Origin of the sequence: Roseburia sp. OM03-7AC, from assembly GCF_003462625.1 — a bacterium.
GTDB lineage: Bacteria > Bacillota > Clostridia > Lachnospirales > Lachnospiraceae > Roseburia_C > Roseburia_C amylophila.
Genome location: NZ_QTZJ01000009.1, coordinates 1 through 17,353, shown reverse-complemented (window position 1 = coordinate 17,353; position 17,353 = coordinate 1). Strand labels below are relative to the sequence as shown.

Genomic DNA, 17,353 nt, shown 5'->3' with positions numbered 1-17,353 from the left:
GTAAGAAGTGAATAGAAAAATGAATAAAAGAGTGGTGTTTCGTATAATTATGAGTTAGTATGCATCAGACACACTTTTGTAAAAAGGGAGTTTTCAAAAGAGGAAATCAGGAAAACATCAACACTTGCGGCAGCAGAAGCTGTTATTCAGGCTATTTACGGGAATCTGGAAAAGGCGGAGAAATATGCTTCATATGTAGGGGATGAACGTCTGATGAAGCTGCATCTTGATGTAATTATTCCGGGAACTGACCGGGAGAGGGCAAGAACTGCATTGCTTAAGCTGGCTGAAATATATAATAATTATGGCATTTTGCCGAATCTTCCGCTGGCAGCAGGCAGAATTACCATGATAAACGGATTCCGGGATATGACCATGTATGGAAATTATGTACATGACCGGAAGGAACAGCTAAAGGGCTGGGTAAAAAGCTTCTATGGAGACAGTTCCCTTGGAATTGCAGAAATAACTTATGCAGAAGTATGCTATCAGAGAGATGAATGTTTTGAAGCAATTACTACATTAGTTGGAATTATTCCATTTATAGAAAAAGAAGGCGAAATTGCTGTTCTGTTTATTGCTTTGAGCCTTCAGATGCGGATTATGATAGCAACCGGACAGATAGCGGTGGTATATCCGATTCTGGAAGAGATATATCAGAGACTTCATAAGGAACAGAGCAGATGGCTTTTAGAGAATTTCGGAGCAATGAAAGCCTGGGGACTGTTGTATGATGGTGATGTGGATACAGTAACGGAATGGATGGAAAATGAGGTGCCCAGCGAATTTGGAGAACTGAATATGCTGGATACCTATAAATATATGATAAAGATGCGGGCATATATTCTGGAAGAAAAATACCTGGCAATGCTTTCGCTGGCAGAGTATTTGAGGGAGCCGCTGCGAAAGGGTGACCGTGTCATGGATTTATGTGAAATGAATCTTTTATGCGCAGTCAGCTATTTCTTAAGTGACCGGAAAGAGTATGCATTTCAGCTTTTGGATGAGCTGCTTCCGATTGTAAAAGAAAGACGATTTGACCGGCTGATGGCAGATGAGCGTTCTAATCAGGAAATTGCAGATTTCATGGGAATCAGCATCAATACCGTAAAGTTTCACGGAAAAAATATATTTGCGAAGCTCCGGGTCAGGACGAGAAGACAGGCAGTACGGGTAGCAAAAGAGAACCGCCTGGTCTCGTTGAGATAAATAGTCATATTGAGGGAAGTACGCTTAGCGGGCTTCCCGTTTTTATTTTACAGGAAATTGCTTTCCTGTAAAGTAAAAAACGGGAAGCGAGGATGCGCACTGCGGCGTATAAGGTAGATGTCGCAGGCGACCGCCGCAGGCGCGGGAATGTGCCAAGGCACATTTTTTGTTATAACATTCAGTTGAATTTATATAAAAAATGTGATACGTTTACTGAAGAGGTGTTAAACAAAGGTAATTATTTACTTTGGGAGCAGAAAATAAAGTGAGGAAGCGTATGACAGTAAAAGAAATTGCAAAGCTGGCGAATGTATCACCGGCAACCGTATCCAATGTACTGAATCACCGGAATAATGTGGGGGAAGAGACAAGACAGCGGATCTTAGAGATTTGCAAGGAAAATGGCTATGATATTAACAAGGGGAAAAATAAGAAGCCGGCAGAAGATACCAATACCATTCTTTTTAATTTCAGTGATTATGAGCGTAACTTTTATCTGAAAATCATTCATGGAATCAGCGATTATGTGTATTCCAGAGGATATGATTTAATGATATGTACCAATAAATCCTGTGAAAAATTTATGGACCCGGCATTGACTTGTGGAACCATTATGCTGGATATGAAATGTAAGAATTCTACTTTAATTCAGAAAGCTAATGAAGGTTATCCCATTGTGGCGCTGGACCGGATTATGGATGTGCCGAATATTAAGAGCGTGGTAGTCAATAATTATGCACCAATGTCAGAACTGGTGCAGGGGCTGGTAGATAAAGGTTATCGCCGCTTTGGATATATTGCAGGAATAGATACACTGGATAACCAGGAGCGTTATCAGGCATTAAAAGATGTATTGCAGAAAAATGGAATTACATTCAGCCGGGAAAATTATTTCTTGGGAGATTATTATGAAAAGAGCGGTTATCAGTCAGCAAGACTGATGCTTTTATCAGATAATATTCCGGAAGTGTTAGTCTGTGCGAATGACAATATGGCAATCGGAGCAATGAAGGCACTGCGGCAGGAAGGTCTTAAGATTCCGGATGATATAGCAGTAACCGGATTCGATGGAACCGAGATGTCAGAACTGATGGGACTTACCACGGTAGATATCCCGGATTATGAGAGAGGCTATCTGGCGGCCCAGTTTCTGCTTCAGAATATTGCGGGAAGCTGCAGTTTTGACACCTTTAAGATTGCCGCGAAGGTTCACTGGAGAAAGACCACACGATAGAAAATAAGATAAAAAACAGGACATGGAGGAATCTTCTGGTACAGAGGGTTCTTCTTTTTTGTGCGGGAAGCGGGAAATTTGCAAAGAGTGTTTCTTGTAGTTTGTGCGAGTACCGAAAATTTACTATAATAATATTATTTGTTTTACTAAAGAAAAGGTAAATATTTACTAAATTTACTAAATGCAAGTCTAAAAACAGTCGTTTTACACAACAAAGCCATACAAAAACAGTGAAAAAGGTAGAAAAATAACGAAGAGGATTGACGAATTAGTAAAATTTATGTAAAGTATAGTTATCAAAAACAAAGCAATACAAGGAGGGTACAAAATGAAAAAGAGAAAAATCGTATCATTAGTATTGGCAACTGTATTAAGTGCTTCCATGGTATTAGGAGGATGTGGTTCTAACGGAGGATCCGATGCTTCCAATACAGAGGGCGCAAGTGGAAAGAGCAGCGGAAAGATTACAATCTTCCAGCAGAAGACAGAGATTTATGATCAGTTAAAAGAACTGGCAGTTGACTACGAAAAAGAAACCGGTGTTGAAGTTGAAGTATGGCAGATTTCCGGAGATGATTATTACCAGAACTTAAAGACATATATGTCCAGTGAATCCGGTCCTACCGTATTCTCACTTTCATCCAGTACAGAGATTGCTGAGATGTCAGCTTACTTAGAGGACTTAAGTGATTTAAGCTTCTTAGACAAGATTAATGATGACCTCATTGCAAAGAGCGATGATAAGACAGTCGGAGTTCCGATGACAGCAGAAGGCTTCGGACTGGTTTATAACAAAAACTTAATCAGTGAAGACCAGATTAATACAACCGATGCATTGGTTCAGACTATCAAAGATGCAACAGCAGATGGTGAGACAGGACTTGGACTTTCACAGGAAGCTTACTTCTTAATCGGACAGATTTTAAATACTCCATTCGCATTACAGGATGATCCGGCACAGTTCTGCCAGGATGTATACGATGGAAAAGTAAATATCGCTGATGTAGAAGAGTTCCAGGAACTTGGAAAGATTTTTGAAGCAATCAAAGAGAACCAGAAGAATCCGCTGGAAGTATCTTATGATGACAACTGTGGTGACTTCGCAACCGGCAAGACAGAGATGATCCATCAGGGTAACTGGTGCTACTCCTTATTCTCATCCTATGATGTAGATTTTGATATGGGAATTGCTCCATTACCAATTGCAGGCAACAAATCCATCGCAGTCGGTGTTCCTTCTGTATGGTGTGTAAATACAGATGCAAGCGACAGTGACAAACAGCTGGCAAAAGATTTCTTAAACTGGTTATACACAAGTGAAACAGGAGCTGATTACCTTACAAACAAATTCGGATTTATTCCGGTAGTAGATGGTATGGAAGCTGATAACTTAGACCCATTATCACAGGCAGTATCTGATGCAATCGCTGAAGGCAACATCATTCCTTGGACATTCAACGAAGAGTGGCCTGCAGGTATCATCACAACTTACCTGGTACAGAACGCAGAGGAATATTTCTCCTCGGATATGACAACGGATGAATTTTTAAAAGCATTAAATGATTCATTCGTAACAGCAGCAAATGAGTAAACATTAATTGCAGGTGCTGTCTCTGGCAGCACCTGTTCACATTAGAAAAGGAATGAGGGACAAAGATGAAGATAAAAAAAGGCTGGTATGCATTATTTACCGCTCCATTGATGATTATGTTTTGCATTATAGTAATCATTCCGTTTTTTACGGGAATGGGTTATTCCCTTGTATCCTGGGATGGACTGGCAAAAAGTGAAAAGGTATTTGTAGGATTATTAAACTATGCAAAGATTTTTTCGGATAAACAATTTCTGACATCATTAGTAAGAACAACAGCATTTACATTAATTACCGTAGTAATTGTCAATGTACTGGCACTGGCATTTGCAGTACTGGTAACAACCAAACTGAAGGTGCGTAATGTGGCAAGAACCATGTTATTCTTACCATACCTGATTGGTGGATTGATTTTAGGTTATATCTGGCAGTACGTTCTTGGAGACGCCATGAGTACGATCGGAAATATGACCGGATTAACAAACATATTTTTTAACTGGCTTGTAAATAAGAAAATGGCTTTCTGTGCCATGATTGTAGTATCTACATGGCAGATGGCAGGATATATGATGATTGTATATATCGCAGGATTAGAAGCAATTTCCGATGATGTAATCGAAGCTGCAGAGGTTGACGGGGCAGGCTTCTGGAGAACTTTAATCAACATTAAGCTTCCGCTGATTATGTCATCCATTACAATATGTCTGTTCTTAACATTATCCAACTGTTTCAAGATTTATGATGTAAACGTTTCCCTGACAGGCGGTGGACCAAACAACTCAACAGAAATGGTATCCATGAATATTTTTAATGAAATCTTTACCAAGAGCCATTTCGGATATGGGCAGGCAAAAGCAATCGTATTCTTTGTCATCATTGCATTGATTACATTAATTCAGGTTAAGATTACCGGAGATAAGGAGGTGTCAGCATAATGAAGAAAAGACCAGTTGGAAAAGTAATCGTAAATGTTCTGGTAATATTGTTGTGCTGCGTATGGCTGGTTCCGGTATATATGGTAATCGTAAATGCCTTCAAGAGCCGTGCAGAATTATATGAAAATATCTTTGCATTTCCAAAGCATTTTACACTGGAATATTTCCAGGGCGCTTTGAAGAAAATGGACTTTTTGATGGCATTTAAGAATTCCATTATCGTAACCGTGATCGCAGTAGGAATTATCGTATTACTGAGTGCCATGACAGCATGGATGTTTGTCCGCTCTAATAATAAATTGAGCAAATTCTTATATGGCGTACTGATTCTTACGATGCTGATTCCGTTCCAGACAATCATGATGCCATTGATGCAGGAAATGAACCAGTTCGGCAAATTCTTCGGAATTCCGTTTAAAGATTCCTTAGGTGGATTAATCTTTATGTATGTAGGCTTTGGTGCCGGCATGGGTGTGTTCTTATTTCATGGATTTATCAAATCCTCCGTTCCGGTATCCTTAGAAGAAGCCGCAATTATTGATGGATGTAATACCTGGCAGCTATTCTGGAGAATTGTATTCCCGATTTTAAAATCCATTACCGTAACCGTAATTATTCTGGATGTTATCTGGATCTGGAACGACTACTTATTACCATCACTGACACTGACCAGCATCAAAAATAAGACCATTCCGCTGGCAATGTCACTGTTCTTCGGACAGTATACCATCGAGTGGAATATGGCAATGGCGGCACTGACATTTACCATTATTCCGGTTATCATTTTCTATCTGCTTTGCCAGAAGCATATTATCAAAGGTGTAGCAGCCGGTGCAGTAAAGGGTTAAGGAAAGGGAGCACTTATGAATAAAGTTTATCAGGTAACAGGAATTGGATTAAATGAGAAGAACCTGCAGCTGCAGGAAACCATTTTTCATAATGCCAATGGCTATATCGGAGTACGCGGCACCCTGGAAGAAGGCGTTCCGGCAGATTTCGACACCATGCGGGGCATGTATATTAATGGCTTTTATGATATTGCACCTATGAAGCAGGCGGAAAAACTGTGCAATCTCGTGGAAGATAAAGAGAGCATGCTGAATGTGGCAGATACCCAGACCATAGAGGTGTCCTTTGACGGGCAGAAATTTTCCATGGCGGATGACGCAGACTGCCGTTATGTAAGAACACTGGATATGGAAAAAGGAATTACCAGACGTGAAGTAGACTGGAGCAACAAGGAAGGAAAGCAGCTTCATTTTAATATTACAAGAATGGCTTCCTTTGAAGAACGTTCCCTTTTTACCATTGATTACTGCTTCCAGTCCATTGATTTTTCCGGAACGGTAGAAATACATTCCAGACATTTCGGACTGGTCAGAAATTATTTTAATCCAAAGGACCCAAGACTGGCAGGGGAAAGCCACAATCATTTGAAAAAAGAAGGTGTTCACATATGTGAATCCGGTGCATGTCTCGTAAGTTCTACCGTAGAGAGCCATCTTAAGGTGGCAAGTGCAGTGGCAAATATAGTCACTGTTAACCAGAAGCGCCAGCCATCAGAAGTAGTAACCTATGATGAGACCGCACATGCAATGGACGTAAGCTACCGCTTTGATATACGGCCGGGAGATGAAGTAAGAATCATAAAATACAGTATTTTTACAGATTCTATCCGGGAAGAGGATTGCAGAAAAGCCGCAGACGAGAAGCTTTCCAAAGTAGTGGAGCAGGGAATTGCTTCTTATTATAAAAAACAGCAGGAATATTTAAAAGAGTTCTGGAACAACTCTTCCATGGAAATCGTGGGAGACAGAGACTTAAATGAATCCCTCTGCTTTAATATGTATCAGCTTCTGCAGTCAGCCGGTTACGACGGATATTCCAGCATTGCGGCGAAAGGCTTAAGTGGTGAAGGCTACGAAGGACATTATTTCTGGGATACGGAAATGTTTATGGTACCGTATTTTGCCATGACCAATCCGGCAATCGCTAGAAAGCTTTTGGAATACCGCTATAAGACATTGGGAAAAGCCAAAGAAAATGCGGCTTTATTAGGACATAAAAAAGGTGCACTCTATCCATGGCGTACCATTACCGGCAAAGAATGTTCCGGTTATTTCCCATCCGGAACAGCCCAGTATCATATTGATGGAGATATTGCATACGCAGTTATTTTATATTATAAGACCAGCGGTGACTGGGAATTCATCAAGGAAATGGGTTTAAAGATTCTCTTAGAGACCAACCGGCTGTGGCTTGATGTAGGAAACTACTATAAAGACCGCTTTGTAATCAATGATGTAACCGGACCGGATGAATATACCTGTATTGTAAACAACAATTATTATACCAATGCCAGCGCAAAATACAGCATGCAGTGGTTTTTGAAATTTGCAAAACGGCTGGCAGAAGAAAAAGAAGCTTATCAGGAATTTTGTAAAGAAAATGACCTGACAGAGCAGGAAATCGAGGCAATGGAAGAAGCGCAGGAGAAAATGTATCTTCCATATGATGAGACATTTGGAATCAATCCGCAGGACGATTCTTTCTTGGAGAAACCGGTGTGGGATTTAGAGCATACACCACAGGAAGAGTTCCCGCTGTTACTGCATTACCATCCATTGCATTTATACCGCTATCAGGTATGCAAACAGGCAGATACTGTACTGGCACACTATCTCTTCCCGGATTATCAGGACAGAGAAACGGAAGAAAAATCATTCCTGTATTATGAGAAAATTACAACCCATGATTCCTCTCTTTCTACCTGTGTATTCAGTATTATGGCATCCAGACTTGGTCTTAAGGACAAGGCATATTACTATTTTGGCGATTCAGCCAAGATGGATTTATTAAATACACACAAGAATAGCCAAGATGGAATCCATGCAGCCAATATGGGCGGCAGCTATATGGCAATTGTCAATGGATTTGCCGGATTACGGGCAGAAGAAGAGACACTTTTCTTAGCACCATCCATACCGGAAAAGTGGCAGGGATATCATTTCCGTGTCCGTTATCATGGAAGCCTGTTAGAGATATGCGTAAATAAAGAAACCTGCAGTGTAGAACTGTTAGAAGGCGAAGCGGTTTCACTTTGCATCTATGGACAGGAGTATACGGTGGATGCAGGCAGCCGGAAGGCAGAAGTATCTTATCAGGAGAATTAGTAAAGAATAGAAAAAAGAAGGTGAAGTTATGAAATATAACGTAATACCGGTTCAGACGCCAAAGGCGACCGATGCAAAATTGTATACTTATATTTTAGATAATTTTGAAGAGATTGACAGCAATCGTACCCGACCGCTGGTACTTATCTGCCCGGGCGGCGGCTATGAATTTACCTCCGACCGGGAGGCAGAAGCAGTTGCGGTGCAGTATATTGCCAGAGGATTTCATGCCTGTGTTCTGCGTTACAGCGTGGCACCGGCAGAATTTCCACAGTCCTTATGCGAACTGGCATGGAGCGTTGCATATTTAAGAGAACATGCCGGGGAATATGGCATCAAAGAAGATAAGATTATCGTAGCCGGTTTCTCAGCAGGCGGTCATCTGGCAGCAAGCCTTGGTGTGTTCTGGGACAAAGACTGGCTGGCAAGAGAAACAGGACTTACCGCAGAGCAGATGCGACCAAATGGATTACTGCTTTCTTATCCGGTAATTACATCTGGAACATATGCACATCACGGCAGCATTGAAAACCTGATGGGAACGAAAAAGAGCAAAGAATTAGAAGAGCTTTTAAGTCTGGAGCATCAGGTAGGAAAGCAGGTGCCGCCGGTGTTTATCTGGCATACCTTAACGGACCAGTCGGTGCCAATCCAGAATACACTGATGTTTACGGAAGCACTGGTAAAGAATCAGGTTTCCGTGGAAGCTCACATTTTCCCGGAAGGACTGCATGGACTTTCGCTTGCCAATGAAGAAACGCAGATTACGGAGACAGGATTCGGCATTCAGAAACGTTGTCAGGACTGGATTACATTAGCTGGAAAATGGGTAGCGGATTTATAAGATTGGAGACAAGATGAAATTTAAAGGAATTTTATTTGATCTGGATGGAGTACTAGTTCATACGGATAAACTCCATTATCGTGCCTGGAAAAAAATAGCGGATGCCCGTGGAATTCTATTTAATGAAGAGATTAACAACCTGCTGCGGGGTGTAAGCAGAATGGAAAGCCTTGAAATTATTTTAAGAAACTACCATGGACCGGCACTTTCCCAGGAAGAAAAGGAAGCACTGGCAGAAGAAAAAAATAATTACTATAAAGAAGAATTAAAAAGCATGACACCGGATGATGTAACAGGTGAAGTCCGGGAGACCTTAGCTGCATTAAAGGCAGCAGGCATAAAAGTTGCGATTGGTTCTTCCAGCAAGAATACCAAATTTATTTTAAAACAGGTAGGACTGGATGATGTATTTGATGCAGTTTCTGACGGCACCAATATTACAAAATCCAAACCTGACCCGGAAGTATTTTTAAAAGCGGCAGAGTATATCGGACTTCCACCAGAAGAGTGTCTGGTAGTTGAGGATGCAGTTGCCGGAATTGAAGCAGCAAAACGCGGTGGAATGAAGGCTGCCGGAATCGGAGATGCCGCTTTCTATGAGAAAACGGATTATCCGATGACAACATTTGCTGATCTTAAGGAAATTGCATTGTGATTTATTATACATATCCGGGTTTCCGGAATAAGGCACTGACCATAAGCTATGATGATGGCTTATGGTCAGATGTGCATTTACTGGAAATATGCAACCGTTATGGAATCCGGGGAACCTTCAACCTGAATTCCGGCTGTATGCAGGAAGAGAGAAGAATTGGAAAAGACAGGATAGCAGAGCTTTATAAGGGACATGAAGTTGCAACCCATGGCGTGGAACATCTGACCATAGCCCGCTGTCCTATGACAGATGTAGTAAAAGAAATATTAAACGACCGCGAGGCATTGGAAGAACTGACCGGAAAAATCGTCTGCGGTCATGCTTATCCGAATGGTTCCTACAGCCATGAAATAAAAACACTTCTTCCCTCCCTTGGCATCCATTATGCCAGAACAGCAACGGACAGCGGAAAATACACGCATCCGCAGGATTTCTATGAATGGAATCCTACCTGTCACCATAACAACAGACTGATCGAACATGCGAAAGAATTTCTTGCCTTTGATCTGCCACAGTTCCAGTATCTTTTCTATGTCTGGGGACACAGCTATGAATTTGACCGGGATAAGAACTGGGATGTGATAGAAGAATTCTGCAAAATGACAGGCGGCAGGGAAGATATCTGGTATGCTACCAATGCAGAGGTCTGCCATTATCTTATGGCAGTAAAAAGCGTATATACCAGCGTGGATGAAAAAATATTATTTAACGGAAGCGGACAGGATATTTATCTTCTCCGCAACGGAGAGAAAATCTGCATTCACCCGGGCTTATATTCTGTTTAAAGTCATGGTAAATTGAGAAAAATTATGCTATAATTCATGCGTTACACTGACTTTACAGGTGGGATGAAGGGTGGAAAGGAGACATCCGGCGGACAGCAATCGTTATCCATGTCAAAGCAAACGGAAAGACAGTCTGCTACAAGAAAAAAACATTGCTAAGAATCATGGCGTATTTTGTGAAACAAAACCTGATTTTCATAATCTTCTCTCCGGATATGTTTTTCCCCCTCCATCCCACCGGAAAATAAGATAAAAGGGGAACACATAATGTTAGCAATGATTGAATCCATCAACAGTGCAGTGAATAATTTCATCTGGGGCGTTCCAGCCATGATCTGCATTATCGGGGTCGGACTTTATTTGAGTATCCGGACCAACTTTCTACAGATTCGTAAATTCCCATATGCGATGAAAATTACATTAGGGCGGATGCTCAAGAAAAGAGAAGCCTCTGACGGAGCACTGACTCCATTCCAGGCAGTCTGTACGGCACTGGCGGCAACAGTAGGAACCGGAAATGTAGCCGGCGTGGCAGGTGCGATAGCCATTGGTGGACCGGGAGCTGTATTCTGGATGTGGATATCCGCATTGCTGGGAATGTGTACCAAATTCTCGGAAGTAACCCTTGCGGTGCATTTCCGGGAAAGAAATAAAGAGGGCGATTACGTTGGCGGACCAATGTATTACATCAAAAATGGATTAAAGAAACACTGGCACTGGCTGGCATATCTGTTTTCTGCATTTGGTGTGCTGACGGTATTCGGAACCGGTAATGCCACACAGGTCAATACCATTACAACAGCAATTGATTCTGCATTATATAATTATAATCTACTCTCAGAAGATGGAGCAGCAACCTTAAATCTTGTTATCGGAATCGTACTGGCGGTTCTGATTGCACTGATTCTCCTGGGCGGAATCAAGAGAATCGGACAGGTGACAGAGAAACTGGTGCCATTTATGGCAATTATGTATATTCTGCTGGCAGTAGGTGTCGTAGTAGTACATATAGGAAGCATTCCGACCGTATTTTCTTCTATTATACGGGGCGCATTTGACCCGGCAGCCGTAACAGGCGGTGCAGTGGGAAGTTTCTTTATGAGTATGAAAAAAGGAGTATCCCGTGGAATCTTTTCCAATGAAGCAGGACTTGGTACCGGCTCTATTGCACATGCCTGTGCAGACACCAGAAAACCGGTAAAACAGGGCTTCTTTGGAATTTTTGAAGTATTTGTAGATACCATTGTAATCTGTACTTTAACTGCACTTGTCATTCTTTGCAGTGGAGTTCCGGTTGGATATGGTGCGGCAGCAGGCGCAGAACTTACCATCAGTGGATTTACTTCTGTATATGGCGGCTGGGTGTCTATTTTTACTGCAGTTGCCATGTGCTGTTTTGCATTTTCAACGATTATCGGCTGGGGACTTTACGGAACCCGCTGTATAGAATTCCTGTTTGGAAGCAGAGCCAATAAGCCATTTATGCTCCTTTATTCACTGGTTGCCATCGTGGGTGCAACTATGAATCTGGGACTGATGTGGAGTATAGCAGAGACCTTTAACGGACTTATGGTAATCCCGAACCTGATTGCCGTATTCTTATTGTCCGGTGTCGTAGTGAAGATGGTAAAAGATTATTTTGATGGCAAAGAAGAAGTAAGCCAATAAGAAATAAAGAAGCAGAAATATTTCATTTTGCAGCAATGCTTGAAATGGCGGATGCAGTAGCAGGTATGAAAGCAGACACACCGCTTTTTCCGGCAGGGTTACAGAGACACCGGTTATTTTTAAAGAAGCAGTCCAGCGAGGCAGCCGGTTATCTTTCATTAAAAGATGACCGGCTTTATTATATTCTGGTGCCGCTGCTGGAGCAGAAACGGGCGCAGGTGAAAATCCGGGTGGCAGCAAAACAGGACAGGGCGAATACCAGAGGACAGAAACGTTATCAGAATCTTGATTTCTGGATAAAAATACCACTGAAGTATGCCGGAACTTTCCCGGAAAGCGTTGCATTACAGATAGAAAACCTGCTTTTATCCTACGAAAAGAAGATTCATGCCGGAAGCGAATTGTAAAACAGATAAAACAATGCTATAATACACTCTGTATATGTATGTGGTCGTAACAATTGTGTAAAAATATCCGCATTTATATAGGAGAAATTTATGAAGAAAAAAATCAAGCTAAAGGGTCATCTGAAAAATTATATGTACTGGCCGCTGATGCTTACTATTTTGCTGGCATGCATGAACGTGCCGATGTATTTTGTAAATGAAGGGGCAGCGTTACTGGTATCCATTTTCCTTGGGATTTATCTCATTGTTGTGGTGATATCTTATAATGTTAATAAACCGGTGCTGGTGAATGAGCTGATTAATTTTGCCACTCAGTACGGAACGGTGCAGAAGAAGCTGCTCAATGAATTCGAAATACCGTATGCGCTTTTGGACTATAACGGAAAGGTTCTCTGGGTCAATGAGAAATTTACGGAGATTACAGGAAAGACCAAGAATTTCCATAAATCCATCACCAGCATTTTTCCGGGCATTACCAGAGAGCTGATTCAGCAGGAACAGTTCGTGGAAGATGTAAATATGGTCTGGCAGGAGCATAATTTCCGTATTGAAATGAGCAAGATTTATTTTGAGGAAATGGCGGAAAACAGCAGTATCGTATCCATTGAAGAGGATGAGCAGTATCTGACTGCATTATATCTTTTTGATGAGACAGAGCTTTATAATTACATCCGTGAAAATGAAGAACAGAAGCTGGTGGCAGGTCTTGTATACATAGACAACTATGACGAGGCGTTAGACAGTATTGAAGACGTAAAACGTTCACTTTTAGTGGCATTGATTGACCGGAAGGTAAACCAGTATTTTACGAAAATGGATGCGCTGGTGCGTAAGATTGAGAAGGATAAATACTTTGTGGTATTCCAGCATAAATATCTTGCGGAGCTGCAGAGCGACCGGTTCAGCCTGATTGAAGATGTTAAGACCGTCAAAGTCGGAAATGAAATGGCGGTGACTTTAAGTATCGGAATCGGTGTCGGCGGTGATACTTATAATCAGAATTATGAATATTCTCGTATGGCAATCGACCTGGCACTGGGCCGGGGCGGCGACCAGGTGGTAGTCAAAGAGGGTGAAAACGTTGTCTACTATGGCGGTAACAGCAAGCAGGTAGAGAAGAACACCCGTGTAAAAGCAAGAGTCAAAGCCCATGCACTGCGGGAGATTATCGAGAGCCGTGAGCATGTTATGATTATGGGACATTCTATTTCCGATACAGATGCTTTTGGTGCGGCAATCGGAATCTACTGCGCCGCAAGAGTATTAGGAAAGAAAGCGCAGATTGTTTTAGACCAGGTAACTTCATCCCTTCGTCCATTGAAGGAAGGTTTTACCACAGAGAAGGGTTATCCGCCGGATATGTTTGTTTCCAGTGAACGTGCGCTGGAGCTGACGGATTATAACACACTGGTTATGGTGGTGGATGTAAACCGTCCGAGCCATACGGAGTGTCCGGGTCTTTTGAAGCGGACCGACAGTATCGTGGTATTTGACCATCACCGCCAGAGCAGTGAGGTCATTTCCAATCCGGTACTTTCCTATATTGAGCCGTATGCATCTTCTACCTGTGAAATGGTAGCAGAGGTGCTGCAGTATTTTACAGAAAATATCAAGCTGGCACCGCATGAAGCAGACTGTATTTATGCGGGAATCTTAATCGATACCAGCAACTTTATGACTAAGACCGGTGTCCGTACCTTTGAAGCAGCTGCTTATCTGAAACGTTGCGGAGCAGAAGTAACCCGTGTAAGAAAAATGCTTCGAAATGATATGGATGCCTATAAAGCCAGAGCAGAAGTGGTCCGTCATGCAGAAGTATACCGTGGTGCATTTGCTATTTCCATCTGCCCGGCAGACAAGATTGAAAGTCCTACCATCGTAGGAGCCCAGGCGGCAGATGAGCTGTTAAATATTGTCGGAATCAAAGCGTCCTTTGTATTGACCGAATATCAGGGCAAAATATATGTAAGTTCCCGTTCCATTGATGAAATTAATGTACAGAAAATCATGGAACGTCTTGGGGGCGGCGGACATCTGAACATGGCGGGCTGCCAGCTTCGTGACTGTACCGTGTCCCAGGCACAACGCATCATAGAAGACACCATAGACGAAATGCTTGAGGAAGGAGATATAGAAGAATGAAAGTAATTTTATTAGCAGATGTAAAATCCCTTGGAAAAAAAGGTGAGGTAGTAAATGTAAGCGATGCATACGCAAGAAATCAGTTAATTCCGAAGAAATTGGGAGTTGAAGCAAACAACAAGACCTTAAATGACTTAAAGCTGCAGAACAAACATGCAGATAAGGTTGCAGAAGAGAATTATCAGGCAGCATTAAAGCTGGCAGATGAGATAAAGGATAAGACCGTAGAAGTGAAAATGAAAGCCGGAGAAGGCGGAAGAACCTTTGGTTCTGTATCCACCAAAGAGATTTCCCAGGCAACGCATGATCAGCTGGGTCTTGAGTTAGACAAGAAGAAAATGCAGTTAAAAGAAGCCATCAAATCATTTGGTGTATATGAAGTGCCGGTTAAGGTTCATCCAAAGGTAACTGCAACATTACGTGTAAAAGTAACGGAAGAGTAGATTAGGAGGAACCTCCATGGAAGAGGCACTGGTAAAGCGGATTATGCCAAACAGTCTGGAAGCCGAGCAGTCAGTTATCGGTTCCATGATTATGGATAAAGAAGCAATTATGACAGCCGGAGAGATTCTCATTGAAGAGGATTTCTATCACAAGCAGTATGGAATTCTGTTTGAATCCATGCTGGATTTGTTTAATGCAGGAGAACCGGTTGACCTGATTACATTGCAGAATAAGTTAAAAGAAAAGGATGTGCCGGCGGAAATCAGCAGCCTGGAATTTGTAAGAGACTTAGTAACATCCGTACCGACATCCGCCAATGTAAAATATTATGCCAATATCGTCAAAGAGAAGGCAGTTCTGCGTAAGCTCATTAAGACCACCCAGTCCATTGAAGATGAATGTTATCTTGGAAAAGAAAGTGTTGAAGATATTCTGGCAGATACCGAGAAGAGTATTTTTAATCTGGTGCAGAATCGTGGCGGTGGAGATTATGTCCCGATTAAGCAGGTCGTAATCAATGCGCTGGATAAGATTGAAAAAGCATCCAAGCAAAAAGGCTCCGTAACCGGAATTGCTACCGGCTTCGTGGATCTGGATTATCAGATGGCAGGTCTGCAGCCTTCCGATTTGATTCTGATTGCAGCCCGTCCTTCCATGGGTAAAACGGCGTTTGTATTAAATATCGCACAGTATGTAGCCATTCATTCCCAGCAGACAACAGCAATATTCTCTCTGGAAATGAGTAAGGAACAGTTGGTAAACCGTATGTTTTCTCTGGAATCAAGAGTAGATGCCCAGAAGCTGCGTTCCGGTAATTTGACAGATGCAGACTGGGAAATGCTGATTGAAGGAGCAGGTAACGTAGGCCGTTCCAAATTAATCATTGATGATACGCCGGGTATTTCCATATCCGAGCTTAGAAGTAAATGCCGTAAATATAAATTAGAGCACGATTTGAAATTAATCATCATCGACTACTTACAGTTGATGTCCGGCTCCGGCAGACATTCCGAATCCCGTCAGCAGGAAATCTCAGATATTTCCCGTTCCTTAAAGGCGCTGGCCCGTGAGTTGAATGTGCCGGTAGTGGCACTGTCCCAGTTGAGCCGAGCTGTAGAACAGCGTCCTGACCATCGACCAATGTTATCCGACCTTCGAGAGTCTGGAGCTATCGAGCAGGATGCCGACGTTGTAATGTTCATTTACCGTGATGATTATTACAACAAAGACAGTGAAATGAAAGGAATCTCCGAAATCATCGTAGCCAAGCAAAGAAACGGTCCTATCGGAACCGTCAACCTGGTATGGCTGCCTCAGTACACGAGATTTGCCAATATGGAGAAATAAGCATTCCCGGGTGTTGCCTGAAAAAGCAGCATCCGGGGTTTTTATACGAGTAGCGGGAAACACACAAGGCATGTTTCTCGTAGTTTTTTGTTTTCATCGGCAAAAAACAAGTACATATAGAAATTAATTTACAGCTTTTCCCCACAGAATGGACAGAAATCATCCGGCGTAATACCCGTTAAATGTAACTGCCGATGGCAGATGGGACAGCGGATGCTAAGAATACCAAAAATAAGAGATACAAAAGAAATAAGAATACCGATAATAAAAAGGGGATGCAGGGTCTTTATTCCGAATATCAGTCCGGAAATTCCTGAAAGTATTAAACCCAGCATAATAAAAATGAGCATGATATATCTGCAAAGATTTGGATTTCTCATAAAAACACTTCTTTGAATAATGAATTGATGCAATTACAATATTAAAGTTAAGAAAAATCTACCATCAGGGTAGCGTAAAAAGAAGGTAAAATAATAGTTATCCCTTTCTATTTCTAGTCGTTTTTCATCATACTCCATTGTAAAATCGTATCCTCTGCCACATCCACCGTCAGTGTGCGTCCGATAATTTCTTCCATCCGCTCCGGAGAAATTCCAGTTCCTGGTCTCTTGAAGGTCAGCATTTCTCTTGTAATTACGGTTCCTTTGGCAATCTCGCAGGTCGTTACCAGAGAACGTCTTGCATTCTTTCTGGCAGTCTGTTCTGTCTCTAAGCAGCATAAATCGCCTTTACCACGAATGGTATCAATAAATTCAATTCCGAAGAGAATCTTTCTTGCATCCTCCGGATCCATAGCATGATAATGGTCATTTCCCTTTAAGGTCTTGTCCAGTGTAAAATGCTTCTCTATTACTACTGCCCCCAGATTGTATGCTGTTTTGATAACATCTGCGCAGGCATCCGGTTTCGTATGGTCTGA

16 protein-coding genes are annotated in these 17,353 nt (G+C 42.0%); 15 read left to right on the top strand and 1 reads right to left on the bottom strand.

Annotated elements, in window-relative coordinates; translation table 11 throughout:
- The first annotated feature begins 213 nt into the window (after positions 1 to 213).
- The 15 genes from DXB39_RS12710 (at position 214) to DXB39_RS14680 (ending at position 16,830) form a co-directional block, all read left to right on the top strand.
- Entirely contained in the window at positions 214 to 1,209 is a 996-nt protein-coding gene (locus tag DXB39_RS12710; RefSeq protein WP_117842207.1) for a LuxR C-terminal-related transcriptional regulator, read from the top strand.
- A 277-nt stretch (positions 1,210 to 1,486) separates the two neighbouring features.
- Entirely contained in the window at positions 1,487 to 2,443 is a 957-nt protein-coding gene (locus DXB39_RS12705) for a LacI family DNA-binding transcriptional regulator (protein ID WP_117842208.1), read from the top strand.
- Positions 2,444 to 2,771: 328 nt separating this feature from the next.
- Positions 2,772 to 4,034: an ABC transporter substrate-binding protein gene (locus DXB39_RS12700; protein ID WP_117842209.1), complete on the top strand. Its 1,263-nt coding sequence runs from the start codon at positions 2,772 to 2,774 to the stop codon at positions 4,032 to 4,034.
- A gap of 65 nt (positions 4,035 to 4,099) precedes the next feature.
- Positions 4,100 to 4,969, top strand: a complete 870-nt coding sequence (locus DXB39_RS12695) for a carbohydrate ABC transporter permease (protein ID WP_117842210.1) — start codon at positions 4,100 to 4,102, stop codon at positions 4,967 to 4,969.
- Positions 4,969 to 5,817 carry a carbohydrate ABC transporter permease gene (locus tag DXB39_RS12690; RefSeq protein ID WP_117842211.1) on the top strand — a complete coding sequence of 283 codons (849 nt, stop codon included), beginning with the start codon at positions 4,969 to 4,971 and terminating at the stop codon, positions 5,815 to 5,817. The genes DXB39_RS12695 and DXB39_RS12690 overlap by 1 nt, the downstream gene beginning before the upstream one ends.
- A 15-nt stretch (positions 5,818 to 5,832) precedes the next feature.
- Positions 5,833 to 8,142, top strand: a complete 2,310-nt coding sequence (locus DXB39_RS12685) for a glycoside hydrolase family 65 protein (protein WP_117842212.1) — start codon at positions 5,833 to 5,835, stop codon at positions 8,140 to 8,142.
- 28 nt (positions 8,143 to 8,170) lie between these two features.
- Positions 8,171 to 8,986, top strand: coding sequence for an alpha/beta hydrolase (locus tag DXB39_RS12680; protein ID WP_117842213.1), 816 nt, complete (start codon positions 8,171 to 8,173; stop codon positions 8,984 to 8,986).
- 13 nt (positions 8,987 to 8,999) lie between these two features.
- Positions 9,000 to 9,641: a beta-phosphoglucomutase gene (gene pgmB / locus DXB39_RS12675; RefSeq protein WP_117842214.1), complete on the top strand. Its 642-nt coding sequence runs from the start codon at positions 9,000 to 9,002 to the stop codon at positions 9,639 to 9,641.
- Positions 9,638 to 10,426 (top strand): polysaccharide deacetylase family protein, encoded by a 789-nt coding sequence (locus tag DXB39_RS12670; protein ID WP_242994288.1) that lies wholly within the window; start codon positions 9,638 to 9,640, stop codon positions 10,424 to 10,426. The genes pgmB and DXB39_RS12670 overlap by 4 nt, the downstream gene beginning before the upstream one ends.
- A gap of 267 nt (positions 10,427 to 10,693) precedes the next feature.
- Positions 10,694 to 12,094, top strand: a complete 1,401-nt coding sequence (locus DXB39_RS12665; protein ID WP_117842215.1) for an alanine/glycine:cation symporter family protein — start codon at positions 10,694 to 10,696, stop codon at positions 12,092 to 12,094.
- 44 nt (positions 12,095 to 12,138) lie between these two features.
- A complete protein-coding gene (locus DXB39_RS12660) occupies positions 12,139 to 12,501 on the top strand; it encodes a hypothetical protein (protein ID WP_147340215.1) in 363 nt (120 codons plus the stop codon).
- Positions 12,502 to 12,591: 90 nt separating this feature from the next.
- Complete coding sequence (locus tag DXB39_RS12655; protein ID WP_022242557.1) at positions 12,592 to 14,643, top strand: DHH family phosphoesterase; 2,052 nt, start codon at positions 12,592 to 12,594, stop codon at positions 14,641 to 14,643.
- Positions 14,640 to 15,086: a 50S ribosomal protein L9 gene (gene rplI, locus DXB39_RS12650; RefSeq protein ID WP_117842217.1), complete on the top strand. Its 447-nt coding sequence runs from the start codon at positions 14,640 to 14,642 to the stop codon at positions 15,084 to 15,086. Before DXB39_RS12655 ends, rplI begins: the two co-directional genes overlap by 4 nt.
- A gap of 16 nt (positions 15,087 to 15,102) precedes the next feature.
- A complete protein-coding gene (gene dnaB, locus DXB39_RS12645; protein WP_117699176.1) occupies positions 15,103 to 16,434 on the top strand; it encodes a replicative DNA helicase in 1,332 nt (443 codons plus the stop codon).
- A 213-nt stretch (positions 16,435 to 16,647) separates the two neighbouring features.
- The gene (locus DXB39_RS14680; RefSeq protein WP_147343897.1) at positions 16,648 to 16,830 is read left to right on the top strand and encodes a hypothetical protein; all 183 of its coding nucleotides are present in this window, start codon (positions 16,648 to 16,650) and stop codon (positions 16,828 to 16,830) included.
- Positions 16,831 to 16,927: 97 nt separating this feature from the next.
- On the opposite strand, the gene DXB39_RS12635 is transcribed toward DXB39_RS14680, so the two are convergent.
- On the bottom strand, positions 16,928 to 17,353 hold a 426-nt coding region (locus DXB39_RS12635; RefSeq protein WP_199535142.1), incomplete at its 5' end, for an N-acetylneuraminate synthase family protein.

What these genes read in the sequence shown, in the direction of transcription:
- DXB39_RS12710 (WP_117842207.1), top strand. Translation starts at nt 214, where the DNA reads ATGAAGCTGCATCTTGATGTAATTATTCCGGGAACTGACCGGGAGAGG.
- DXB39_RS12705 (WP_117842208.1), top strand. Translation starts at nt 1,487, where the DNA reads ATGACAGTAAAAGAAATTGCAAAGCTGGCGAATGTATCACCGGCAACC.
- DXB39_RS12700 (WP_117842209.1), top strand. Translation starts at nt 2,772, where the DNA reads ATGAAAAAGAGAAAAATCGTATCATTAGTATTGGCAACTGTATTAAGT.
- DXB39_RS12695 (WP_117842210.1), top strand. Translation starts at nt 4,100, where the DNA reads ATGAAGATAAAAAAAGGCTGGTATGCATTATTTACCGCTCCATTGATG.
- DXB39_RS12690 (WP_117842211.1), top strand. Translation starts at nt 4,969, where the DNA reads ATGAAGAAAAGACCAGTTGGAAAAGTAATCGTAAATGTTCTGGTAATA.
- DXB39_RS12685 (WP_117842212.1), top strand. Translation starts at nt 5,833, where the DNA reads ATGAATAAAGTTTATCAGGTAACAGGAATTGGATTAAATGAGAAGAAC.
- DXB39_RS12680 (WP_117842213.1), top strand. Translation starts at nt 8,171, where the DNA reads ATGAAATATAACGTAATACCGGTTCAGACGCCAAAGGCGACCGATGCA.
- pgmB (WP_117842214.1), top strand. Translation starts at nt 9,000, where the DNA reads ATGAAATTTAAAGGAATTTTATTTGATCTGGATGGAGTACTAGTTCAT.
- DXB39_RS12665 (WP_117842215.1), top strand. Translation starts at nt 10,694, where the DNA reads ATGTTAGCAATGATTGAATCCATCAACAGTGCAGTGAATAATTTCATC.
- DXB39_RS12660 (WP_147340215.1), top strand. Translation starts at nt 12,139, where the DNA reads ATGGCGGATGCAGTAGCAGGTATGAAAGCAGACACACCGCTTTTTCCG.
- DXB39_RS12655 (WP_022242557.1), top strand. Translation starts at nt 12,592, where the DNA reads ATGAAGAAAAAAATCAAGCTAAAGGGTCATCTGAAAAATTATATGTAC.
- rplI (WP_117842217.1), top strand. Translation starts at nt 14,640, where the DNA reads ATGAAAGTAATTTTATTAGCAGATGTAAAATCCCTTGGAAAAAAAGGT.
- dnaB (WP_117699176.1), top strand. Translation starts at nt 15,103, where the DNA reads ATGGAAGAGGCACTGGTAAAGCGGATTATGCCAAACAGTCTGGAAGCC.
- DXB39_RS14680 (WP_147343897.1), top strand. Translation starts at nt 16,648, where the DNA reads ATGCTAAGAATACCAAAAATAAGAGATACAAAAGAAATAAGAATACCG.